At 70.0% G+C, this 22,007-nt stretch carries 19 protein-coding genes and 1 pseudogene; 10 read left to right on the top strand and 10 right to left on the bottom strand.

All coding sequences use genetic code 11. The annotated features are described in order from the left end of the window. Window positions 1-6 precede the first annotated feature (6 nt). The 3 genes and pseudogenes from AB0915_RS14180 to AB0915_RS14170 form a co-directional block, all read left to right on the top strand. Window positions 7-1,890: an ABC transporter ATP-binding protein gene (locus AB0915_RS14180; RefSeq protein WP_366691343.1), complete on the top strand. Its 1,884-nt coding sequence runs from the start codon at window positions 7-9 to the stop codon at window positions 1,888-1,890. Beyond that, on the top strand, window positions 1,887-3,668 hold the full coding sequence (locus AB0915_RS14175; RefSeq protein WP_366691342.1) for an ABC transporter ATP-binding protein: 1,782 nt from the start codon (window positions 1,887-1,889) through the stop codon (window positions 3,666-3,668). Before AB0915_RS14180 ends, AB0915_RS14175 begins: the two co-directional genes overlap by 4 nt. A gap of 88 nt (window positions 3,669-3,756) precedes the next feature. After that, a pseudogene (locus AB0915_RS14170) lies at window positions 3,757-3,888 on the top strand (SMP-30/gluconolactonase/LRE family protein); the annotation flags it as partial. Between the two features lie 68 nt (window positions 3,889-3,956). Here the strand turns inward: AB0915_RS14170 and AB0915_RS14165 are convergent. Beyond that, window positions 3,957-4,220, bottom strand: a complete 264-nt coding sequence (locus AB0915_RS14165) for a nucleoside deaminase (protein ID WP_366691367.1) — start codon at window positions 4,218-4,220, stop codon at window positions 3,957-3,959. 182 nt (window positions 4,221-4,402) lie between these two features. Here AB0915_RS14165 and AB0915_RS14160 point away from each other — a divergent pair, with 182 nt between their 5' ends. Then, window positions 4,403-4,687 carry a hypothetical protein gene (locus tag AB0915_RS14160; protein ID WP_366691341.1) on the top strand — a complete coding sequence of 95 codons (285 nt, stop codon included), beginning with the start codon at window positions 4,403-4,405 and terminating at the stop codon, window positions 4,685-4,687. A 387-nt stretch (window positions 4,688-5,074) separates the two neighbouring features. On the opposite strand, the gene AB0915_RS14155 is transcribed toward AB0915_RS14160, so the two are convergent. Together AB0915_RS14155 and AB0915_RS14150 are read right to left on the bottom strand one after the other, a co-directional pair. Continuing rightward, window positions 5,075-6,199, bottom strand: coding sequence for a winged helix DNA-binding domain-containing protein (locus AB0915_RS14155; RefSeq protein ID WP_366691340.1), 1,125 nt, complete (start codon window positions 6,197-6,199; stop codon window positions 5,075-5,077). Continuing rightward, window positions 6,196-7,185, bottom strand: a complete 990-nt coding sequence (locus tag AB0915_RS14150) for an NADP-dependent oxidoreductase (protein WP_366691339.1) — start codon at window positions 7,183-7,185, stop codon at window positions 6,196-6,198. The genes AB0915_RS14155 and AB0915_RS14150 overlap by 4 nt, the downstream gene beginning before the upstream one ends. Before the next feature lie 96 nt (window positions 7,186-7,281). Between AB0915_RS14150 and AB0915_RS14145 the strand changes: the two genes are divergently transcribed. Beyond that, complete coding sequence (locus tag AB0915_RS14145) at window positions 7,282-8,238, top strand: YafY family protein (RefSeq protein WP_366691338.1); 957 nt, start codon at window positions 7,282-7,284, stop codon at window positions 8,236-8,238. 469 nt (window positions 8,239-8,707) lie between these two features. Here the strand turns inward: AB0915_RS14145 and AB0915_RS14140 are convergent, their stop codons facing one another. Next, complete coding sequence (locus AB0915_RS14140; RefSeq protein ID WP_366691337.1) at window positions 8,708-9,499, bottom strand: metal-dependent hydrolase; 792 nt, start codon at window positions 9,497-9,499, stop codon at window positions 8,708-8,710. Window positions 9,500-9,637: 138 nt separating this feature from the next. Here AB0915_RS14140 and AB0915_RS14135 point away from each other — a divergent pair, with 138 nt between their 5' ends. Together AB0915_RS14135 and AB0915_RS14130 are read left to right on the top strand one after the other, a co-directional pair. After that, complete coding sequence (locus AB0915_RS14135; protein ID WP_366691336.1) at window positions 9,638-12,151, top strand: DUF3516 domain-containing protein; 2,514 nt, start codon at window positions 9,638-9,640, stop codon at window positions 12,149-12,151. Between the two features lie 49 nt (window positions 12,152-12,200). After that, entirely contained in the window at window positions 12,201-13,073 is an 873-nt protein-coding gene (locus AB0915_RS14130) for an acyl-CoA thioesterase II (protein ID WP_366691335.1), read from the top strand. A 6-nt stretch (window positions 13,074-13,079) separates the two neighbouring features. On the opposite strand, the gene AB0915_RS14125 is transcribed toward AB0915_RS14130, so the two are convergent. Continuing rightward, the gene (locus AB0915_RS14125; protein ID WP_266990908.1) at window positions 13,080-13,277 is read right to left on the bottom strand and encodes a DUF6011 domain-containing protein; all 198 of its coding nucleotides are present in this window, start codon (window positions 13,275-13,277) and stop codon (window positions 13,080-13,082) included. A 584-nt stretch (window positions 13,278-13,861) separates the two neighbouring features. On the opposite strand from AB0915_RS14125, the gene AB0915_RS14120 reads away from it, so the two are divergent. Further along, entirely contained in the window at window positions 13,862-15,334 is a 1,473-nt protein-coding gene (locus AB0915_RS14120) for a DUF2252 domain-containing protein (RefSeq protein ID WP_366691334.1), read from the top strand. Window positions 15,335-15,355: 21 nt separating this feature from the next. Here the strand turns inward: AB0915_RS14120 and AB0915_RS14115 are convergent, their stop codons facing one another. The 3 genes from AB0915_RS14115 to AB0915_RS14105 form a co-directional block, all read right to left on the bottom strand. Beyond that, complete coding sequence (locus AB0915_RS14115) at window positions 15,356-16,372, bottom strand: glutathione S-transferase C-terminal domain-containing protein (protein ID WP_366691333.1); 1,017 nt, start codon at window positions 16,370-16,372, stop codon at window positions 15,356-15,358. Next, window positions 16,350-17,882, bottom strand: a complete 1,533-nt coding sequence (locus tag AB0915_RS14110; RefSeq protein WP_366691332.1) for an MFS transporter — start codon at window positions 17,880-17,882, stop codon at window positions 16,350-16,352. The genes AB0915_RS14115 and AB0915_RS14110 overlap by 23 nt, the downstream gene beginning before the upstream one ends. 106 nt (window positions 17,883-17,988) lie before the next feature. After that, on the bottom strand, window positions 17,989-18,339 hold the full coding sequence (locus AB0915_RS14105; protein WP_358856272.1) for a hypothetical protein: 351 nt from the start codon (window positions 18,337-18,339) through the stop codon (window positions 17,989-17,991). A 353-nt stretch (window positions 18,340-18,692) separates the two neighbouring features. Between AB0915_RS14105 and AB0915_RS14100 the strand changes: the two genes are divergently transcribed. Then, window positions 18,693-19,181 (top strand): glutathione peroxidase, encoded by a 489-nt coding sequence (locus tag AB0915_RS14100; RefSeq protein ID WP_366691331.1) that lies wholly within the window; start codon window positions 18,693-18,695, stop codon window positions 19,179-19,181. 158 nt (window positions 19,182-19,339) lie between these two features. Here the strand turns inward: AB0915_RS14100 and AB0915_RS14095 are convergent, their stop codons facing one another. Next, on the bottom strand, window positions 19,340-20,566 hold the full coding sequence (locus AB0915_RS14095) for an acyl-CoA dehydrogenase family protein (RefSeq protein WP_366691330.1): 1,227 nt from the start codon (window positions 20,564-20,566) through the stop codon (window positions 19,340-19,342). 183 nt (window positions 20,567-20,749) lie between these two features. Here AB0915_RS14095 and AB0915_RS14090 point away from each other — a divergent pair, with 183 nt between their 5' ends. After that, window positions 20,750-21,400, top strand: coding sequence for a TetR family transcriptional regulator (locus AB0915_RS14090; RefSeq protein ID WP_358856110.1), 651 nt, complete (start codon window positions 20,750-20,752; stop codon window positions 21,398-21,400). Between the two features lie 16 nt (window positions 21,401-21,416). Here AB0915_RS14090 and def read toward each other — a convergent pair whose 3' ends face one another. Next, window positions 21,417-21,962, bottom strand: a complete 546-nt coding sequence (gene def / locus AB0915_RS14085; RefSeq protein ID WP_366691329.1) for a peptide deformylase — start codon at window positions 21,960-21,962, stop codon at window positions 21,417-21,419. Between the last annotated feature and the right edge of the window lie 45 nt (window positions 21,963-22,007).

The following is a 22,007-nucleotide window of genomic DNA, read 5'->3' as shown; positions in this document are numbered from 1 at the left end:
GACGTCATGCACATTCGCGATCTTCCCTACTCGGATCCTGGCGATCCCGATGTCCGGTCAGGCCCACGCTTCCTGCTCTGGATCGGCCGCAACCAGATCCGCGGACAGCTCACGTCCATGGCCTGGGGCCTGCTGCACCAGTGCTCCGTCGCCGGGCTGCCGCTGGCCGTCGGCTTCGCCGTGCAGGCCGTCGTCGACCGTTCCGGCAGCCGGCTCGCGCTGGCCGGCGGACTGATCGCCGTCCTCGGTGTGCTGATCGCGGTCGGCGACACCATGCTCCACCGGACCGCCGTCACCAACTGGATCACCGCCGCCGCCCGCGTCCAGCAGCTACTGGCCCGCAAGACCGCCGAACTCGGGTCCGCACTGACCCGCCGGGTCGCCGCGGGCGAGGTCGTCGCGGTGTCCACCGGCGACGTAGAGAAGATCGGCTGGTTCGTCGAGGCACTCTCCCGCTTCGCCGCTGCCGCCGTCGCTCTCGTGCTGATCTGTGTCGGACTCGTCCTCTATCTGCCGTCGCTGGGGGCGCTGGTGGCACTCGCCATGCCGCTCCTGGCACTGGCCGTGCTGCCGCTGCTCCCCCGCGCCACCCGACGCGCGGACCTTCAGCGCGAGAAGGCCGGTAAGGCCACCGAACTGGCGTCGGACACCGTGGCCGGGCTGCGGGTGCTGCGCGGGATCGGCGGCGAGGAGCTGTTCCTCGGCCGCTACCGGCGTGCCTCGCAGGAGGTCCGCAGGGCAGCCGTCCGCAGCGCGCAGATGTGGTCGCTGATCTCGGCGATCCAGGTGCTGCTGCCGGGCGTGCTGCTCATCTCGCTGGTCGTGTACGGGGCGACGCTGGCCCGCGAGGGCCGGATCGAGGTCGGCCAGCTGGTCACGGTGTACAGCGCTGCGACGCTGATGTTGTTCCCGCTGCGGCACGTCGAGGAGATCGCGATGGCGTACTCCTTCTCACGGCCGTCCGCCAAGCGGGCCGTGCGGGTGCTGTCGCTGCACCGCACCGCCGAGCCGTCGACCGTTGACGTGGTGCCTTCCGGTGATCTGTACGACCCGATCACCGGGCTGATGGCTTCTGCGGGCAGGTTCACCGCGGTGGTCTGCGGCGACCCGGACGAGGCCGGCCGACTGGCCGAACGGCTCGGCGGGCACGCCGAGCCGCCCGCGGAGCAGGACACGACGGACGATGCCCCCGAGGGCACGTCGTCGCCGGAGAAGAACCCGTCCGTCCTGCTCGGTGGCGTACCGCTGGACGAGCTGCCGCTGGCGGCGGCCAGGACCGCGGTGCTGGTCCAGGACAAGGACCCGGTGCTGCTCTCCGGGACGCTCCGGGAGCTCCTGGACGTGCCGTCGTCCGGCCAGGTGACCGCTGAGCAGGCGCTTGCCGCCGCCCAGTGCGATGACGTGCTCGACGCGCTGGCACAGGCCTCGGTGACCAGGGACGGCGATCCGATGACGACCCGGATCACCGAGCGCGGCCGGTCGCTGTCCGGTGGCCAGCGGCAGCGGCTCGCTCTGGCCCGCTCCCTGGTCACCGATCCGGAGGCACTGGTTCTCGACGAGCCGACGTCTGCCGTCGACTCGCACACCGAGGCCCGGGTCGCCGCCGGTATCAAGGCGCTGCGCCAGGGTCGTACGACCGTCGCGTTCGCCTCGTCGCCGCTGCTGCTGGACCTCGCGGACCGGGTGGTGCTGGTGCACCGGGGCACCGTGACAGCGGTCGGCACGCACCGCGAACTGCTGCACACCGAACCGCGGTACCGGGCGGTCGTCACCCGGGAGACCGACGACGAGATCGCGGCACTGACCGCACCGGACGAGATCGACGGGATCAGCGAAGTCACCGGGATCAAGGCGATCGAAGAGATCGAAGGAATCGAGGAGAGGGCATGATCGGCGTCGCACAACCGACGTACGACCCGGCCGCCCCGGAGTCGGCGACAACGCTGCCGGTCGGCACCCCCACCACCGTACGCAGCTATGTACGGGACCTGATGCGGCGCCACCGCAAGCCGTTCGTGGTACTCATCTCGGTCAACGCCGTCGCGGTGATCGCCTCGATCGTCGGGCCGTATCTGCTGGGCGGACTGGTCGAGGACCTGTCGAACGGGGTCGCCGACCTCCATCTGGAGCGCACCGCCGCGGTGTTCGGGCTCGCACTGCTCGTACAGACCGTGTTCACCCGGATGATGCGGCTGCGCAGCGCGATGCTCGGCGAGGAGATGCTGGCCGATCTGCGCGAGGACTTCCTCGTGCGGTCGGTCGGGCTGCCACCGGGCGTGCTGGAGCGGGCCGGGACCGGTGATCTGCTCTCCAGGATCACCACCGACATCGACCGGCTGGCCAACGCAATGCGGGAGGCCGTGCCGCAGCTGGCGATCGGTGTGGTGTGGGCGGGGCTGCTGCTCGGTGCGCTCACCGTGACCGCTCCCCCGCTGGCACTCTCCGTACTGATCGCGCTGCCGGTGCTGATCCTCGGCTGCCGCTGGTACTTCCGCCGGGCGCCGTCCGCGTACCGCTCGGAGGCCGCCGGGTACGCGGCGGTCGCGGCGATGCTGGCGGAGACCGTGGACGCCGGACGGACGGTGGAGGCGCACCGTCTCGGCGCGCGCCGGGTGGCGCTGTCGGACCGGCGGATCAAGGAGTGGACGGCATGGGAGCAGTACACGCTGTTCCTGCGTTCGGTGCTCTTCCCCGTCATCAACGTCACGTACGTGACGATCCTCGGCGCGGTGCTGATGCTCGGCGGCTGGTTCGTCATCGAGGGATGGCTCACCGTCGGACAGCTGACGACGGGTGCGCTGCTGGCGCAGATGATGGTCGACCCGATCGGTCTGATCCTTCGCTGGTACGACGAGCTGCAGGTCGCTCAGGTGTCGCTGGCCCGGCTGGTGGGTGTCCGGGACATCGAACCCGACGCGGGCGACGCGGAGGTGGTACCGGACGGCCGGGACGTACGCGCCGAGGAGGTGCGATTCGGCTACCGCGCCGGGCTGGATGTCCTGCACCGGGTGTCTTTGGACGTCGCGCCGGGTACGCGCCTGGCGCTGGTCGGCCCGTCCGGGGCCGGAAAGTCCACGCTGGGCCGGCTGCTTGCCGGGATCTACGCGCCACGCACAGGTGAAGTGACCCTCGGTGGTGCGGAGTTGTCGCAGATGAAGGCGGAGCAGGTACGTACGCATGTGGCGCTGGTCAACCAGGAGCACCATGTGTTCGTGGGTTCGTTGCGGGACAACCTCCTGCTGGCCCGTGCGGGTGCCGGGGACGCCGAGCTGTGGGCGTCGCTCGCGGCGGTCGACGCGGACGGCTGGGCGCGGGCGCTGAAGGAGGGGCTGGACTCCGAGGTCGGCTCCGGCGGTCTGGCGCTGACACCCGCTCAGGCCCAGCAGATCGCCCTGGCCCGGCTGGTCCTGGCCGATCCGCACACGTTGGTGCTGGACGAGGCAACGTCCTTGCTGGACCCGCGGGCCGCCCGGCATCTGGAGCGGTCGCTGGCCCGGGTGCTGGACGGACGTACGGTCGTGGCGATCGCCCACCGGCTGCACACCGCGCACGACGCGGATGTGATCGCGGTCGTCGAGAGCGGCCGGATCAGTGAGCTGGGCAGCCATGACGAGCTGGTGGCGGCGGACGGTGCCTATGCGGCGCTGTGGCGGTCCTGGCACGGCTGAGGAGGGAGCGGCCACCGGTCGGTGCCAAGCAAGGAGTGCGCGACGCGCACAACGTCGCCGTCATCGCGACCGACCTTGAACACCCCGACTACGAGGAGACGACCGGGGCCGCCTCTGGGTCGCGGCCATGGACGACGGGGTGCACTGCTACGCCCTGGACGGGACCCTCCTCGGCCGCATCCTGGTGCCCAACACGGTCTCCAATATCCGCTGCGGCGGGGTCACGGCGGCACCGAGGGCGGCTTGAACCGCCTCGGCGCAGTGATCGGGTTCTCGGTCCCAGCCGTTTCAGTACGGGTGCCTGTCGGGCTTGTTCGCCCATGCCTCGTAGGAAGTGGCCCCCAGCTCGGGAAGGAGCTGTTCGAGAGTGATGCTCCGCCGGTCCGGGGGTTTCTCGAAGTCGTCGTACTGAAAGACGTCGTCGAAGCCGATCTCCTGCGTCGCCTTCCAGTCGCAGCTGTAGTAGACGGTGCCGATCCGGGACCAGTAGATGGCACTCATGCACATCGGACACGGAGCGCCACTGGTGTAGATCGTGCACCCCAGCAGCATACGAGCGCGTTCGGGAACGATATCGGGGGAACCCTCGGGGCGAGGCACCAGCTTCAGGGTGTACGCGTCCTGGTACTCCTCGGAGATGGTGGGCGCCTCCGGGTTGAGCAGCTGAACACAGCGGCTGGTTCCGCTTCGGCCAGGGAACGGAGGAAGGGGTTCCGCCCAACTGGAAGCAGGCCATGTCCGTGGTACTGGCTCTGTATCCCACGGTGATGATCCTGAACCTGACGGTCGGCGGCTGGCTCAGTCGCCTAGGAATGGCCGGGTATCTCGCTCTGTTCATCAGCAACGTACTGAGTGTCAGCGTGCTGACCTGGTTGCTGATGCCACTGGTCAATCGAGTGTTCGCCTTCTGGCTGCTGCCGAGCCGGGCCAGATCCGTCGGTGTCCACGTGGCGGGCGCCGTGATCGTTGCGGTGTGCTGGGCAGTGCTCATCACCGCCTTCGGCCTGACCACCAGTTAGAAAGCTCAGCCGCAGAACGCAGAGCATGGATGATACCGACCGCCTCGTGTCGATGCCGTCTCCAAGGGAGCAATCTCCGGACCGCGGGCTTTCGGGGGCGGCCGGTGGACTGGGAATCTCCCCTCTTGCGTGTGTGCCGGCACTCCGCTCAGATCTTCAGGTTCATCCGCAGCCGTCGCTTGTGCAAGTCCGGAAGTGCCTGGTGCGCGAACGAATCCGCGGACTCCGCATTGCGGTACGGGCGACGCCCATGACCGCACACCTGCCGACGGGACTCCACGGGGGCAGTACTGTGTCACGCTGCCCGGCGTCGGCCGCAGGGCCGCTAACGTCGTGTCGGGTTGGGCCTTCGGCGCCTCGTTCCAGCGGTAGATGCCGGATGGAACCTCAAGACGACCGGGTTGCGACCGTGTCGCTGTAGGAGACCGTCGTGCCTCCCACGAACGGCAGCAGCCGGTCGGCCTCCTGTTCCAGGGCCGCCCGATCGGTTGCGCAGAGCGGCCGGAACGGGGTGAGCCGCAGCGTCCCGGTGCCGAGGGACCACGTTCCGTGCACCCGGCCGTCCACCAGGAAGGTGGGCCGTACCTGCGCCTGGCCGGGCATCACGCGTTTGCGGTCCTCGTCGCTGATGACGCGGGTCCGGTCGGCGTGACCGAGCAGGGCGTTATCGAATGCGGGCAGCAACCGCACGGGGGCGGGGGTCTCGGGGTCAGGCAGCTCCGCGTCAGCCAGATCGATCAGTTCCCTGCCATCGGGGCCGCAGTAGCGGCGCAGTTCGGCGTGCATGTCCGCGACGACCTCGCCCAGGCGGGTCAGTCCGCACCAGGCCTGGACGTCCTTCACCCCGGCCGGGCCGAAGGCAGCCAGATAGCGGCGGATCAGCTCCTTCGCCGAATCCTTGACGCCGGTCGCCGTCGCTGCGGTAGCCATCGGCTGTCTCAGCCACGCCTCGGCGGGCGTGACGGAGACCGCCGAGCGGTTTCCCCAGGAGCCCCAGGCACCGGTGGCAGCAGCGTGGACAAGAGGAGTGCGCAGTTCAACCTCCCCGGCCAGGATCCGCCCGTCGCGTCCCGGGTGGCGTTCGGCCAGTCTCCGGGCCAGCTCCTTGCGGGACAGCGTCCCGCCCCCGAGCAGGTCGAGTCCCTCGGCCACCAAGGACTCCGCGTCCAGGCCTGTGCTGTTCCGGGTGAAGTGGGGTGAGCCAGCGGTGCGGTCGAGCACGGGCTGCAGCAGCGGCCGCAGCCGACGGAAGTCGTCGGCTGCAGCGAGGTGCTGGGTGCTGCGGAGCAGGCCGGAGCGGACCACCTGCCGGTCCTCCAGCAGTGCGGTGAGCTCGGATTGCGTGAAGCCGTGGATCCTGCTCCACAGTCCGACGTAGGCCCAGTTGGGCTCCTGTGCCTGCAGTGCGACCAGTCGCCCGATCACCTCCACCGGAGTGCGATCGGTGCGCGCCAGCAGGAACTGCCGGTCCATCAGCGCCCGGTTCAGGGCCCGGAGGGAGAGGGTGGTCACGACAGCCGCACCGAGACATTGCCCCGGTAGGAACCCTGAAGCAGCGAGAGGAACGCCCGCGGCACGTCCTCGATCCCGCCCTCTACTACCGTCTGCGGGTAGATGAAGCGGCCCTCGCCCAGCCACGTGCTGAAGTGCTCCCTCCAGGCCGCGATCTGATCGGGTGTGTGGTAGCAGGAGAACGGCAGCAGCTCGATGCCCTGTGCCTCGGCCGCCGCGCGGTCGGGCTTCGGGAAGCGCTCGGCCGCGTCGCCGAGCTGGCTCGACAGTGAGCCGCACAGGGCGAAGCGCGCCCCAGGCCGGGCCGCCTGCAGTGCGGCTTCGTACTGCTCGCCGCCCACGACGTCGAAGAACACGGAGATGCCATCGGGTGCGAGCTCCCCCAGCCGGTCGGCTGCGGAGCCGTCGTGGTAGTCGAACGCGGCGTCGTAGCCGAGCTCGTTGACGAGGTAGTCGACCTTCGCCGGGCTTCCGGCGCTGCCGATCACCCGCGCCGCGCCGAGACACCTGGCGATCTGCCCGGCCAGCGAGCCGACCCCGCCCGCCGCACCGGAGACGAACACCACGTCGCCCGCGCCGACGGCCGCCACCTCGGCCATCCCGTAGTAGGCGGTCGGCCCCTGGCCGAGGTGGTAGCCGGGGTCGGCGAAGAGCTCGCGGTCGAGCTTGAGGTAGCCGGCTGCCGGACCTGCCGAGTACTCGCTCCAACCGGCCATCGACTGGACCATGTCGCCGACCGCGAGCTCGGGGCTGTCGGACCGGACCACCGTGCCGGTGGCGGCCACTCCTACCCGCCGGCCCGGCTGCCAGGCCGGCACCGGGATGGTGCAGTCGGCCCGCATCAGCTCCAGGTAGGTCGCGGCGAGTCCCACCTGGTCGGTGCGCACCAGGACCTCGCCGTCCACCTCGGCCTTGGCGACGGTGAAGTGGTCGAGCGTCGGGACGCCGGTGATCTGCGCGGCCAGTTGGATCTCACGGGTGATCATTTCTTCGTCCTCACATCGGTCCGGTACGGCCTTCGAGATCGACCCTAAGGAAGCTTCCGGCCAATTTCTGACCGGAACCCAGGGCAGTATTCCGGCATGGCGAACACCAGCTCACGGACCCTCAAACTGCTCTCTCTGCTGCAGACCCACCGCCACTGGCCCGGCCTGGAACTGGCCGACCGGCTCGGAGTCTCCGAGCGGACCCTGCGCCGCGACGTCGACCGCCTGCGCGAGCTCGGCTACCCGGTCAGCGCGGCCCGGGGCACAGACGGCGGCTACCAGCTTGCGCCCGGCGCTGTCCTGCCCCCGCTGCTGCTGGACGACGAGGAGGCGGTGGCACTCGCGGTGGGCATCGGCGACGCGGCACAGAGCGGGATCGCGGGGATGGAGGATGCGTCCCTGCGCGCACTCACCAAGGTGGTGCGGGTCCTGCCGCCCCGGCTCAGGGCCAGGGTGGACGCCCTGCGCGCGATGACCGTCTCCGCGGCCGCGTCCGGGCCGGTCGTCGGAGCAGGGGTGCTCACCGCGGTCGCCCAGGCATGCCGGGACGAGGAGCGGCTGCGGTTCGGCTACACATCCAGGGGCTACGCGCCCACCGAGCGCGAGGTCGAACCGCACCGCGTCGTCGCCCTCGGCGGGCGCTGGTACCTGGTCGCCTACGACCTGGACCGCCACGACTGGCGCAGTTTCCGCCTCGACCGGCTGACCGGGCCGACGGCGACCGGCGCCCGCTTCCGGCCCCGCCTGCTCCCGGCCGAGGACGCCGTGGCCTTCGTCCAGGCGGCGAGCAGGGCCCCGGCTCCGTACACGGTCGAGGCCCTCGTCCACGCGCCATCCGCACGGGTGCGGCAGGTGGTCGGCCAGTGGGGCACGATCGAGCCGCTCGACCGGGACAGCTGCCGGCTCACCATGACCTCGACCTCCCTCGACTGGCCGACCCAGGCACTGGGCAACGTGGGCGTCGAGTTCGAGGTCCTGGGGCCGCCGGAGTTCGCCGCGCACGTCCAGGAGTGGGGGGCCCGCTTCCTCCGGGCCACCCGCGCGCCCGAGTGACCTTGAGCGGTCGTTGAGCCGGATCGCGCGGGCGGTATTGGCCAGCGGCGCGAAGCGATGACGTTGGTCGCGCCGCACCGGGCCGGGCAAGGACGGATTCGACCAGGAGCCGGTCGGCGACGACGGTGTCATGTACCGGTTCGGCCACCAGGTCGGTGAAGGACCTGCCCCCGCGCCCGGCCCACCGGACTTTTTTGTCGGAGAGGGTCCTGGGGCGGCGGTGAGGTCGTGTCCGGCGAGGGCACCGGGCCGAAGCACGAGGCGGACCGGAGCAGGTTATCGCCGTAGACGGTGGTGATGGCGCTGGGTGGAGCCGATGCTGCGCGGCCTGGTCGACGGGAACGGCCCGGGGGCGGCCGGGGAGATCGTTCCGGCTCAGCGTCCGGTGCAGCGCGACTCTGCCTGATCGACCGTTCCCCATCCCGGCCGTCGGTCCCGGCTTGTCGGTACCGGCCATCGGTACCGACGGTCATATGAAGTTCAGCGCAGCCGCCCCGCCCAGTCCCCCGAGCACCATGAACGCCGGCATCAGCACCTTCAGCTCCACCCAGCTGCCGGCCCGGAACCGCATGCCCTTCGGCGGCCCGATCGGGTACCAGCGCTTGCGGCCCAGCGGAATGGGCCACAGGATCGGGCAGCCGGAGACGGTCAGCGCGTCGCCGATGTCATGGACGAGTGCGCCGAGGACGATCGGCAGCCCGAGCCAGAGGTACTCCTGACCGGGGGCACTGAAGAGCCAGTCCGAGCCGTTGCCCGGCTTGTCGAGGACGCCGGCCAGTATCCAGGCGCTGGTCGCGCCGAGCAGCCACACCAGGACGTCGCTGGACATCCGGGCGGCCCGCCACAGCAGTCCTTCGACGGCGAGCACGAGGTGGACGAAGAGGATGGCGAGGACCGCCCACCGGCCACCGGTGATCGCTGCGGCGGAGGCTCCGGCGCCGATCAGCACCGCCCAGAGCCAGGTGTGCGTCAGAGTCCGGTGACCGCCGTTGCGGCGCGGGTCGCCGGAGCCCCTGGTCGCCTTGTAGACAGCGTGCGAGAGCTTGTCGACGATCTCGCAGAGTCCGCGGGAGACCGGTCCGAAGGCGCGCGAGATGGTCGCGGACTTGTGGTCGAGGTCCGGGGCGAGCGCGGCGCCCGCGGTGATCAGTGCGCCGACGACCAGGACGGGCCACGGCATCGTATGGCCCGCGGCTGCCGCCGCCGCGCCCACCCCCAGCCAGGCCGCCGCCCCGGACAGCGAGTGTGCCGGTCCCATCATGGTTCTTCTGCCCCCAAATTCTGTCCGGCCGCCATCGCCGTTGCGACGCGGCCGAGTTGAGTGGGCAGCGTACCTTCCGTGATCTTCGTACGGGCGTCCGGTTCCCTCATCCGGGCGGAAGCCAGGCAAGATGGGGGCGTGACCCTTATCGATCAGCTGCCCCCGACCGACGACCCGGACGCCCTCTTCGAGGCCTTCTCGTCATGGACCGAGACCCAGGGCATCACCCTCTACCCTGCTCAGGAGGAGGCGCTGATCGAGGTGGTCTCCGGGGCGAACGTGATCCTTTCCACCCCCACGGGCTCCGGAAAGAGCCTGGTAGCGGCGGGTGCGCACTTCACTGCTCTGGCCCAGGACAAGGTCACCTTCTACACCGCCCCGATCAAGGCGCTGGTCTCGGAGAAGTTCTTCGACCTGTGCAAACTGTTCGGTACGGAGAACGTCGGCATGCTCACCGGCGACGCCTCCGTCAACGCGGACGCCCCGGTGATCTGCTGCACCGCCGAGGTGCTGGCGTCCATCGCGCTGCGCGACGGGAAGTACGCCGACATCGGCCAGGTCGTGATGGACGAGTTCCACTTCTATGCGGAACAGGACCGCGGCTGGGCCTGGCAGATCCCGCTGCTGGAGCTGCCGCAGGCCCAGTTCATCCTGATGTCGGCCACGCTCGGTGACGTCAAGATGTTCGAGCAGGACCTGACCCGGCGCACCGGCCGCCCCACCTCCGTGATCCGCTCGGCGACCCGGCCGGTCCCGCTCAGCTACGAGTACCGGCTGACCCCGATCACCGAGACGCTCACCGAACTCCTGGACACCCGACAGTCGCCGGTCTACATCGTGCACTTCACGCAGGCCGCGGCCGTCGAGCGGGCGCAGTCGCTGATGAGTATCAACATGTGCACCAAGGAGGAGAAGGAGAAGATCGCCGATCTGATCGGCAACTTCCGCTTCACCACGAAGTTCGGCCAGAACCTCTCCCGCTATGTGCGTCACGGCATCGGGGTGCATCACGCGGGCATGCTCCCGAAGTACCGCCGCCTGGTGGAGAAGCTCGCCCAGGCGGGTCTGCTGAAGGTGATCTGCGGTACGGACACGCTCGGCGTCGGCGTCAACGTCCCCATCCGTACTGTGCTGTTCACGGCACTCACCAAGTACGACGGCACTCGGGTCCGTACGTTGCGCGCCCGTGAGTTCCACCAGATCGCCGGCCGCGCGGGCCGGGCCGGCTTCGACACGGCGGGCTTCGTCGTCGCGCAGGCGCCCGAGCATGTCATCGAGAACGAGAAGGCCGTCAAGAAGGCGGGCGACGACCCCAAGAAGAAGCGCAAGGTGGTCCGCAAGAAGGCCCCCGAGGGATTTGTCGCCTGGTCGGAGACCACGTTCGACAAGCTGATCCAGTCCGACCCGGAGCCGCTGACCTCCCGCTTCCGGGTCACGCACACGATGCTGCTGTCCGTGATCGCCCGCCCCGGCAACGCCTTCGAGGCGATGCGGCGGCTGCTGGAGGACAACCACGAGCCGCGCCGCGCGCAGCTGCGCCACATCCGCCGGGCCATCGCGATCTACCGCTCCCTGCTGGACGGCGGCGTCGTGGAACAGCTCGACAAGCCGGACGCGGAGGGGCGCATCGTGCGGCTCACCGTCGATCTCCAGCAGGACTTCGCGCTCAGTCAGCCGCTGTCCACGTTCGCGCTGGCCGCGTTCGACCTGCTGGACACCGAATCGCCGTCGTACGCCCTGGACATGGTCTCCGTCGTCGAGTCGACGCTCGACGACCCGCGGCAGATCCTCGCCGCCCAGCAGAACAAGGCACGCGGCGAAGCGGTCGGCCAGATGAAGGCGGACGGCGTCGAGTACGAGGAGCGGATGGAGCGGCTCCAGGACGTCACGTACCCGAAGCCGCTGAGCGAGCTGCTGTGGCATGCGTACGACGTGTACCGCAAGAGCCACCCGTGGGTGGGCGACCACCCCGTCTCGCCGAAGTCCGTGATCCGTGACATGTACGAACGGGCCATGACCTTCACGGAGTTCACCTCCAACTACGAGCTGGCCCGCACCGAGGGGATCGTGCTGCGCTACCTGGCGAGCGCGTACAAGGCGCTTGAGCACACCATCCCGGACGACCTGAAGTCCGAGGACCTGGAGGATCTGATCGCCTGGCTCGGCGAGATGGTCCGTCAGGTGGACTCCAGTCTCCTTGACGAGTGGGAGCAGCTCGCCAACCCGGAGGTGGAGACCGCCGAGCAGGCGCAGGAGCGGGCCGACGAGGTCAAGCCGGTCACCGCCAACGCCCGCGCCTTCCGGGTGCTGGTTCGCAACGCGATGTTCCGCCGGGTGGAGCTGGCCGCGCTGGACAAGGCCGCCGAACTCGGCGAGCTGGACGGCGAGGCGGGCTGGGACGAGGACGCGTGGGGCGAGGCGATGGACGCGTACTGGGACGAGTACGAGGATCTGGGCACCGGCCCGGACGCCCGGGGTCCGAAGCTGCTGAAGATCGACGAGGACGCCGCGCACGGCCTGTGGCGGGTGCGGCAGACGTTCGCCGACCCGAACGGCGACCACGACTGGGGCATCAGCGCTGAGGTCGATCTGGCGGCCTCCGACGAAGAGGGCCGGGCGGTCGTCCGGGTCACTTCGGTCGGCCAGCTGTGAGCGTGACCGCCGTGACGACGGCACCGTTGCGAGAGTGGAGACGAACGGCATGACGAACCCCGCCGAGCGCCTGGTCGACCTGCTCGACCTGGAGCGGATCGAGGTCAACATCTTCCGGGGACGCAGCCCCGAGGAGTCGCTGCAGCGGGTCTTCGGCGGCCAGGTCGCCGGACAGGCGCTGGTGGCGGCCGGCCGGACCACCGACGAGGACTGGCCGGTCCATTCGCTGCACGCGTACTTCCTGCGGCCGGGCCGACCCGGCGTGCCGATCGTCTACGAGGTCGAGCGGGTGCGGGACGGGCGGTCGTTCACCACGCGCCGGGTCACCGCCGTGCAGCAGGGCAGGACGATCTTCAACCTGACGGCGTCCTTCCACCGGCCGGAGGAGGCGGGCTTCGAGCACCAGTTGCCGCCCGCCCGGACCGTTCCGGACCCCGAGCAGCTGCCCACCGTCGCCGAAGAGGTGCGCGAGCATCTCGGGGTGCTGCCGGATGCGCTGGAGCGGATGGCCAGACGCCAGCCGTTCGACATCCGGTACGTGGACCGGCTGCGCTGGACGCAGGAGGAGATCAAGGAGGCGGACCCGCGCAGCGCGGTCTGGATGCGTGCGGTCGGCCCGCTGGGCGACGATCCGCTCGTGCACACCTGCGCGCTGACGTATGCGAGTGACATGACGCTCCTCGACGCGGTCCGTATCCCGGTGGAACCCCTGTGGGGGCCGCGCGGTTTCGACATGGCGTCGCTGGACCACGCGATGTGGTTCCACCGTCCGTTCCGGGCCGACGAATGGTTCCTGTACGACCAGGAGTCGCCGATCGCGACGGGCGGGCGGGGACTGGCACGCGGCCGGATCTACGACCGGGGCGGCAATCTGCTGGTGTCCGTGGTGCAGGAGGGGTTGTTCCGCCGGCTGGGCGCGTAGCCCGGCTCATGTGCCGGGCAGGGGGTCCTGTTCGACCTCGTGGCGGCGGGTGCGGATGTCCGGCGCGGCAGGGTGCAGTTTGGCGTCGCAGGCAGGGCCGAGCCCGGTGCGCCGCGACTCCCTGCCGGTGAGCGGGCGACCGCACAGGCGGCAGCGGACCGGACGGCGGCCGGTCGCCCGGTCGGGCTCGGCCGGGGCCTCGATGTCGGACCCGGGGAACGGCTCAGGATTCTCCACGGATCGATCTTCTCAAGTCCGCGGTCCATTGTTCCTGAGCAGTGAGCAGGAGTGAGTCCTGCGCACTGGCACGCCCCGAACGGTCTTGGGCGCACTGGTCGTCCGCTTTCGCAACCGGGCGGCGACACGGATCCTGTCCGTGGTCCGAGCCGGAAGGACGGAGTCCCTCACGACCTGGCCATATGGACGCGGCCAGAAGCGACGGGGAGGCCCTGAACCATCTCGCTGGTGGAGCAGAGGCCCCGCACGCCGGCACCGCACTCGGCGCCCCAGATCGCGCTGATGACATCACCCCGATCAGCCCGGACCAGCGCAAGCCCACGAGCCGACCATCACACGATCGAGTTAAACCATCCTCGTGCGCCACTCACCGGCAAGCAGGTACCAACCCCCGCTGTTCGGCACATGCGGTCCTCCGCCCGCAGTGGCGCCGTCCCCCCGGCCCGTTGGACCACCAGATGATGCCGGAGGCCGGGGCTGCCCGTGATAATCGGAGAGGGGCAGCACACGTCCGGGCGGTGGGGCGCCTGCGGCAGTCAGGAGAGTCTTCGATGCCCCAGGACGCCACGTCCCAACGCGCCGCGCCGCACCTGACACCCGAGGAGCGGGCGGCCGCCGGAAAGGCCGCCCGCCTACGCACCCCCCGTTCGAGCCACGCCTCGTTCGCACCGCCGGCCGACCGGCCCGACCCGATGGGCATCCTCGAGGCCCAGTCCGCGACCAGGGTTCCGGAGCTCGTCCCGATCCGCCACAGCCGGATGGCCGAGTCGCCGTTCCGCTTCTACCGAGGCGCGGCCGCGATCATGGCAGCCGATCTTGCCACCACCCCCGATTCCGGGATCATGGCCCAACTGTGCGGAGACGCACACCTGTTGAACTTCGGGCTGCTCGCCTCCCCGGAACGGCATCTGCTCTTCGACATCAACGACTTCGACGAGACGCTGCCGGGCCCCTGGGAGTGGGACGTCAAACGGCTGGCGGTAAGCCTTGTCGTCGCGGGGCGGGCGAACGGATTCACGGAGCGGGAGAGCGCCGACGTCGTGTCGGCAGCGGTGCGGTCGTACCGCGCGTCGATGATCCGGTTCGCGGGCATGCGCAACCTGGATGTGTGGTACACGAAGACTGATGTGGAGCGCCTCCGGACCGTGGCGTCACAGCAGTTGGCGAAACGTGGCCGCAGGAACCTGGACCGCGCCATGGCCAAGGCCCGTAGCCGGGACAGTCTGCAGGCCTTCGGCAAGCTGACCGAGGAGGTCGGTGGGCGGCTCCGGATCGCCGCGGATCCGCCCCTGCTCGTGCCGCTCGCCGATCTGCTGCCCGGTGAGGAGCGCGATGCGACGATGGAGTGGTTCCGCGAGCTGATCGGAAGCTACGCGCTGAGTCTCCCGTCGGACCGGCGGTTCCTGCTCCGGGACTTCCGGCTCGTGGACGTGGCCCGCAAGGTGGTCGGGGTCGGCAGCATCGGCACGCGGTGCTGGATCATCCTGCTGCTCGGCAGGGACGACCGCGATCCGCTCTTCCTCCAGGCCAAGGAGGCCGGGACATCGGTGCTCGCCCCGCACACCGGCCCCAGCACGTACCGGAACCAGGGCGAGCGGGTGGTCGCCGGGCAGCGGCTGATGCAGGCGGCGAGCGACATCTTCCTCGGCTGGGAACGCGCGGAAGGGATCGACGGGCGGCGCCGCGATTTCTACGTGCGGCAGCTGCGCGACTGGAAGGGCGCCATCGAGCCGGAGTCGATGGTGCCGGCCGGGATGCGGACGTTCGGTGAGGTGTGCGGCAGCACCTTGGCCCGCGCCCACGCGAGGTCCGGCGACCGGATCGCCATCGCCGCGTATCTGGGACGCGGCGACTCGTTCGACCGTGCGATCGCGCGGTTCGCGGAGACGTACGCCGACCTGAACGAGCGGGACCATCAGGTTCTGGTCGACGCGGTCCGCGCGGGGCGGCTACCCGCGTCCGAGTCGAACGGCCCGGTCGCATCCCCGCGCGCACCAGATACTCCGACGACGAGAAACCCATGACCCTGTCGGCCAAGGTGTCCTTCACAGGCCAGTGCGGCATGACGGGTCTGGCTCCGGCGGGGTGCCGTCGCCGAACGGACGGCCGCCGAGCTGCTCGCGGTGGTGCGGTGTCCCCCAACCGGAGAGGTCGGGTCCCAGGGGCACGATGCCGGTGGGGTTGATCCCCGTGTGGACCCGGTAGTAGTGCTGCTTGATGTGGTCGAAGTCGACCGTCTCGCCGAAACCGGGGGTCTGGAACAGGTCCCTGGCGTAGGCCCACAGCACCGGGTACTCGGTCAGTTTCGAGCGGTTGCACTTGAAGTGCCCGTGGTAGACGGCGTCGAAGCGGACGAGCGTGGTGAACAGCCGGATGTCCGCCTCCGTGAGAGTGTCCCCGACCAGATAGCGCCGGTCCGCGAGGCGCTCGGAGACCAGGTCGAGCCGGCGGAACAACGCGCGGTACGCGGCCTCGTACTCGTCCTGTCCACAGGCGAATCCGGCCCGGTAGACGCCGTTGTTGACATCCCGGTAGATACCGTCCATGACCTCGTCGATCTCGTCCCGCAGCCGTTCGGGGTAGAGATCGGGGGCCCCGGACCGGTGCAGCGCGGTCCACTCGGTCGCGAAGTCCAAGGTGATCTGCTGGAAGTCGTTGGTGACGAGCTTCCCGCTGGGTACGTCCACGATCGCGGGCACGCTGACCCCATCGGGGTAGCCGCGTTCGCGCGCGTCGTACGCCTCGCTCAGGTACGCGATGCCGAGCACCGGGTCCCGGCCGCCCTCGTCCAGGGTGAAGCGCCAGCTGCGGTCGTCCTGGATCGGGTCGGCGACAGCGAGCGACAGGGCGTCTTCCAGGCCCAGGAGCCGCCGGGAGACGAGTGCCCGGCTCGCCCAGGGGCAGGCGCGGCTGACGACCAGCCGGTAGCGGCCCGCCTCGACCGGCCAGCCGTCCCTCCCGTCGGCCGTGATCCTGTCGGTGAAGTGGCTCCTGGACCGTTTGAAGGTCGTGCGTCCGTACGCTGCGTTGCCATGCGCCTCACTGCCGGTCGGGTTGCTCATGGTGGTCTCCCTTCCGGTGGGACGGGCCGGGGCCGGACACGTCGTTCGTCGTATGTCCTCTGCCCCGCCGGGAGGCCACCACATCGGCCAGTGCCACCACAAGGGCCCCCATGACGAAGGCGATGGAGACGACGAGCCCGAGGTCGAACGCGGTGGTCCAGCCCGCGGAGGCCAACTGGGCGAAGAAGACCGAGCCGACTGCGGCGATCCCGATCGCGGAGCCGACGCGCTGCCCGGTCTGGAGCGTGCCGCCGGCGCTCCCGCCGCCGACCACCGGCACCTGGGACAGAGTCAGGGTCAGGTTCGGAGCGATGACAAGGCCGCTGCCCACACCCGCCAGGAGCAACGGGGCCGCCATCGCCAAGGCGACACCGCGGCCCGGGACGGCGTGCACGGCGAACACGGTGGCCCCGAGTCCGACGACCACCATGGACAGCCCCACAACGACCAGCGGTCGGCCGTAACGGTGGACCATCCGGCCACCTGGTCCCGCGGCAGCCGCCGCCCCCAGAGCGAACGGTGTGATGGCCAGTCCGGCCTGGAGGGCGGTGCAGTGCAGGCCGGCCTGCAGATAGAGCGTGCTGATGAAGAAGATCGAGGTGAATCCGGCGAAGTACAGCAGGCTCAACAGGCAGCCCAGCCAGTAGGAGTGCAGCCGGAACAGCGACAGGTCGAGGACCGGCGCGGTGCCGCGTCTGCCGCACCGGGACTCCCAGCCGACGAAGGCGGCGAGCAGAGCCGCGGCCACGGCCAGCAGCAGCCACTTCTCGTTGCCGGGCCACTGCTGTTCCTGGACGAGGGGCAGCAGCAGGGCCAGCACGCCCGCGCCGAGAAGGAGGACGCCGACGGGGTCCAGGTCGCGCGGCCGTACGGGGCCGGCCGACGGGGTGTCCGGCAGGAGGCGCCGGGCGAGCAGGAAGCAGACGACGCCGAGCGGCAGGTTGACGTAGAACACCCAGCGCCAGCCCTCGGCGGGTCCGGCCGCCTGGATCAGCAGCCCGCCCAGCAGGGGGCCGACGGCGGTCGAGACAGCGACCACCGTGCTGAACATGCCGAAGGCGCGGCCCCGTTCCCGGCCGGAGAACATCTGCTGGATCAACGCGGAGATCTGCGGCGAGATCAAAGCTCCACCGAGGCCCTGAATCACTCGGGCGACCACCAGCCAGAAACTGGTCGGGGCGACTCCACAGGCTGCCGACGCCAGCGTGAACACGGCCAGTCCCGCCAGGAACACCACACGGCGCCCCCGGGCGTCGCCGAGCCGTCCGGCGGGGATGAGAAGGAGTCCGAAGGCGAGGGAGTAACCGGAGAGAATCCATTGCAGATCGGATTCCGGGCTCCGCAGGCCGTTCCGGATGGACGGCAGGGCGACGTTGACGATGGACACGTCCAACAGCGTCATGAAGCCCGCCACCAGGCACACTCCAAGTGCCTGCCAGCGGCGGGGGTCGGGCGCCGGGGCCGCCCAGCTCCCCGCCGCACCTTCGATGGACGTTGCGCTCTCCGGCATGATTCGCACCTTAGGCGGCGTATCCGGTTTCCTCATGTCCAACAGGGCCGACTGCCGTAAACGTCGCCGGCCCGGAGAAGGTGCCGGCCGGCCGGGCACGCCCGGGTCAGGCCGTCTGACCCTCGCCCGCCTCTCGGTGCATGCCCGTGCACAGCGCCCAGACGATGAAGATGTTGACGGCGACCAGCGTCAGGGCCCAGAGGGGGTAGTACGGCACCCACAGGAAGTTGGCGATCGCGCCGAGGCCTGCGACGAAGACACCGAAGTAGCGCGCCCACAGGGCTCCAGTCAGCACGGCGCAGCCGGCGAGGACGATGACGATGCCGAGAACGAGGTGAACCCAGCCCCAGCCCGACAGGCTGAACTCGAACACGTAGTGGCGCGTCGCGAGGAACAGGTCGTCCTTGGCGATGGCCGCGACCCCCTCAAGGATCGCCATCGTTCCTCCGAAGATCATCAGGGCTGCTGCCAGGACGGTGATATCGGATGTCGGCGCGTGCGTGGGGCTCGGCTTGGCGCGGCCCGCTGCGGGTCCGATGGTGTCACTGGCCATGTCGGCCTCCTCGGGTGGCTGTGCCGTCGGTCCGGCCGAGCGGGCCGCACCGGGCGTGATCCCCCGTCCCAGCGTGACACGGCGGCTCTCCCTCGGCACTCCAGCCGACTGCACCCAGCTCCCGGGCGGTGACCGTGGAACACCCGGCGGGCGGCCGGGACCCGCTGCTGGATCCGGACGGCCGGGCGGTCGGCTTCGTGCCGATGAACCTGCGGGCGTAAGAATGGCGTCGGAAGCGACTTAATAAGGAGACCCTCATGACGCTGTACGACATTCCGCTCCACACGCTCACCGGCGAGCCGACCACCCTCGGCGCCTACCGCGGCCAGGCGGTCCTGCTGGTGAACGTCGCCTCCAAGTGCGGGCTCACCCCGCAGTACGCGGGCCTGGAACGGCTGCAGAAAGAGTACGGGGACCGGGGCTTCACCGTGCTCGGTGTTCCGTGCAACCAGTTCGCGGGCCAGGAGCCGGGCAGCGCGGAGGAGATCCAGACGTTCTGCTCGACGACGTACGGAGTCAGCTTCCCGCTCCTGCAGAAGGTCGACGTCAACGGTGACGGGCGGCACCCGCTGTATGCGGAGCTGACGCGGCTCGCGGACAAGGACGGCGAGGCGGGTGACGTGCAGTGGAACTTCGAGAAGTTCCTCATCTCCCCGTCCGGCGAGCCGGTGGCCCGTATCCGCCCCCGCACGGAACCGGAGGCGCCTGAGCTCGTGGCGACCATCGAGGCCCTGCTGCCCGCCTGACGGATGCACACCGCCGGGCGAGCCGAACACCGCAGCCGGCCCGCCCGGCCGAGCAGCCACCCCGCCCGCCGAATGTCCGGCCCGTCCGGCGATTGACGACAGAGGCGGGACCGGAGGCACCGCGATCGAGCGCGGCGCCCCCACCCCGCGGCACCGCGCTAGCGGATCGGCATGCCCGACAGCGTGCGTGCAATCACCAGCCGCTGAATCTCGCTCGTACCCTCGAAGATCGTGTAGATGGCAGCGTCCCGGTGCATCCGCTCCACCGGGTATTCACGGGTGAAGCCGTTGCCGCCGAGGATCTGGATCGCCTGCGCGGTGACCTTCTTCGCCGTTTCGCTCGCGTACAGCTTGGACATGGAGCCCTCGGCCGACTCGAACGGCTTCCCGGTGGTCGCCATCCAGGACGCCCGCCAGACGAGCAGCCTGGCCGCGTCGATCTGTGTCCGCATGTCCGCGAGCTGGAACGCGACGCCCTGGTTGTCGATGATCGGACGGCCGAACTGGGTCCGGGTCCTCGCGTAGTCCAGCGCCACCTCGTACGCGGCGCGCGCGGTGCCGACCGCCATCGCGCCGACCGCCGGGCGGGACGCCTCGAACGTGGCCATCGCCGCGTTCTTCACGCGCTCGCCGCCGGACTGGGCGCGTTCGCGGGCCCGCGCCAGGCGCTGGTCCAGCTTCTCCTTGCCGCCGAGCAGGCAGTGGCCCGGGACACGGACGTCCTCCAGAACGACCTCCGCCGTGTGCGAGGCCCGGATGCCGTGCTTCTTGAACTTCTGGCCCTGCGAGAGCCCGGGGGTGTCCGGCGGCACGATGAAGGAGGCGTGGCCCTTGGAGCCGAGCTCCGGGTCGACCACGGCGACGACGACGTGGACATTGGCGATGCCGCCGTTGGTCGCCCAGGTCTTGGTGCCGTTCAGCACCCACTCGTCCTTGGCCTGGTCGTACACCGCGCGGGTCCGCATCGAGGCGACGTCGGAGCCGGCGTCCGGCTCCGACGAGCAGAAGGCGGCGACCTTCACATCGTTCGCATCGCCGTACATCTGCGGGATCCAGGTGCCGATCTGCTCCTCGGTGCCGTTGGCGAGGACGCCGACGGCCGCCAGGCCCGTACCCACGATCGACAGGGCGATGCCCGCGTCGCCCCAGAACAGTTCCTCCATGGCCATCGGGATGCCGAGCCCCGTCGGGTCGAAGAACTGCTGGGCGTAGAAGTCGAGGGAGTAGATGCCGACCTTGGCCGCCTCCTGAATGACGGGCCAGGGCGTTTCCTCACGCTCGTCCCACTCCGAAGCAGCCGGACGGATCACATCCGCGGCGAAGCCGTGAAGCCAGTCACGGACCTGCTTCTGGTCGTCGTTGAGATCGAGCGTGAACTCGGCCATGTTCCCCCCATGCACTACCGTAAAAAATCACCATTACCTCCGGTAACAGAAGTCTGTTACCGGCAAGTAGTATCTGTCAATCGGTCGGACTCCGATCAGCGCCACCGATGGTCAGGGTGTTACGTTGCGCAGGCGTAACGGACTTGCATGGCCAGTTGCACGGCCAGGGTGGGGAGAGGCGACATGGAGACCACAGGACAGGCCGAAAAACAGCGGACGGCGGCCGAGCAGCGCCGCCGGGAGCTGCTGGAGGCCGCCGACCGCGTGGTGCTCAGGGACGGGCCCAAGGCCTCGATGAACGCCATCGCGGCGGAGGCCGGGATCACCAAGCCCATCCTGTACCGGCACTTCGGCGACAAGGGCGGCCTCTACCGCGCGCTCGCCAAGCGCCACACCGACGCGCTGCTGAGCGCACTGCGGGCGGCACTCGACGCCCCCGCCGAGCGCCGCCAGAGGGTGGAGGCGACGCTCGACACCTATCTCGCGGCAATCGAGGCCCGTCCGCAGGTCTACCGCTTCCTGATGCACCCGTCCGACGACCCCGCCCCCTCCCCCGAGCAGGGCTTCGACGTCGGGCGCCACTCCGCCCCGCTGCTGCGCCGGCTCGGCGAAGAGCTCGCCCTGGTCATCGCCGAGCGGGTGGACCTCGGCCCGGACAGCGAGGAGATGGCCCGCATCTGGGGCCATGGCATCGTCGGCATGATGCATGCGGCGGGCGACTGGTGGCTGGGCGAACGCCCCTGCTCACGCGCTCAGTTGGTGCGCAGCCTGGCCGATCTGCTGTGGGGCAGGCTGGCCGCCGCGGGCGACCTGCCGGGCGGGCCCGGCTTCTGACGGCGGGAGAGCGTGGTCAGTCGGTACGTCCCCAGGGCGCCCGGCGGGCCGCGCGCAGTGCCCTCGCCCGGCGCAGCCCGGTCAGCCGGTCCGTGTAGACGGTGCCTTCGAGGTGGTCGCACTCGTGCTGGAGACAGCGCGCGAACCAGCCCGTGCCGTCGACCCGCGCCGGCTCCCCGTCGACGGTCACGCCCTCCACCACCGCATGGTCGAAGCGTGGGGTCCCGGCTTCCAGGCCGGGAAGCGAGAGACAGCCCTCCGGTCCGCGTACCGTGATGCCGTCCGCCTCGACCAGCTTCGGATTGACGAGATGACCGAGATGACGGACGTCGTCGTCGTCGGGACAGTCGTAGACGAACACCCGCAGCGGTATGCCGATCTGATTGGCGGCGAGACCGACCCCCTGCGCCGCGTACATCGTGGCGAACATGTCCTCGACGAGCCGGGCGAGCGACGGACCGAAGTCGGTGACGTCCTCGCAGGCGCCGTGAAGCACCGGGTCACCGAGCAGAGTCATGGCGCGGACGAGTCCGGAACTGCCGGGGATCGGGCGGTTTCGCATGGCCGCCATCGTACGTTCCACGTGACCTCCGCCTTCCTGGTGGTG

The sequence above is a fragment of the Streptomyces sp. NPDC048411 genome (assembly GCF_040704695.1).
Taxonomy (GTDB): Bacteria; Actinomycetota; Actinomycetes; order Streptomycetales; family Streptomycetaceae; genus Streptomyces.
The sequence above is the reverse complement of the archived record's forward strand: the minus strand, read 5'-3'. Positions and strand labels throughout refer to the sequence as shown.

Bases quoted from the DNA above. Each gene is read 5' to 3' on its own strand.
- AB0915_RS14180 (WP_366691343.1), top strand. From the start codon at position 7: ATGCACATTCGCGATCTTCCCTACTCGGATCCTGGCGATCCCGATGTC.
- AB0915_RS14160 (WP_366691341.1), top strand. From the start codon at position 4,403: ATGTCCGTGGTACTGGCTCTGTATCCCACGGTGATGATCCTGAACCTG.
- AB0915_RS14175 (WP_366691342.1), top strand. From the start codon at position 1,887: ATGATCGGCGTCGCACAACCGACGTACGACCCGGCCGCCCCGGAGTCG.
- AB0915_RS14150 (WP_366691339.1), bottom strand. From the start codon at position 7,185: ATGATCACCCGTGAGATCCAACTGGCCGCGCAGATCACCGGCGTCCCG.
- AB0915_RS14165 (WP_366691367.1), bottom strand. From the start codon at position 4,220: ATGCTGCTGGGGTGCACGATCTACACCAGTGGCGCTCCGTGTCCGATG.
- AB0915_RS14145 (WP_366691338.1), top strand. From the start codon at position 7,282: ATGGCGAACACCAGCTCACGGACCCTCAAACTGCTCTCTCTGCTGCAG.
- AB0915_RS14115 (WP_366691333.1), bottom strand. From the start codon at position 16,372: ATGAGCAACCCGACCGGCAGTGAGGCGCATGGCAACGCAGCGTACGGA.
- AB0915_RS14100 (WP_366691331.1), top strand. From the start codon at position 18,693: ATGACGCTGTACGACATTCCGCTCCACACGCTCACCGGCGAGCCGACC.
- AB0915_RS14130 (WP_366691335.1), top strand. From the start codon at position 12,201: ATGACGAACCCCGCCGAGCGCCTGGTCGACCTGCTCGACCTGGAGCGG.
- def (WP_366691329.1), bottom strand. From the start codon at position 21,962: ATGCGAAACCGCCCGATCCCCGGCAGTTCCGGACTCGTCCGCGCCATG.
- AB0915_RS14105 (WP_358856272.1), bottom strand. From the start codon at position 18,339: ATGATCTTCGGAGGAACGATGGCGATCCTTGAGGGGGTCGCGGCCATC.
- AB0915_RS14110 (WP_366691332.1), bottom strand. From the start codon at position 17,882: ATGCCGGAGAGCGCAACGTCCATCGAAGGTGCGGCGGGGAGCTGGGCG.
- AB0915_RS14090 (WP_358856110.1), top strand. From the start codon at position 20,750: ATGGAGACCACAGGACAGGCCGAAAAACAGCGGACGGCGGCCGAGCAG.
- AB0915_RS14120 (WP_366691334.1), top strand. From the start codon at position 13,862: ATGCCCCAGGACGCCACGTCCCAACGCGCCGCGCCGCACCTGACACCC.
- AB0915_RS14140 (WP_366691337.1), bottom strand. From the start codon at position 9,499: ATGATGGGACCGGCACACTCGCTGTCCGGGGCGGCGGCCTGGCTGGGG.
- AB0915_RS14095 (WP_366691330.1), bottom strand. From the start codon at position 20,566: ATGGCCGAGTTCACGCTCGATCTCAACGACGACCAGAAGCAGGTCCGT.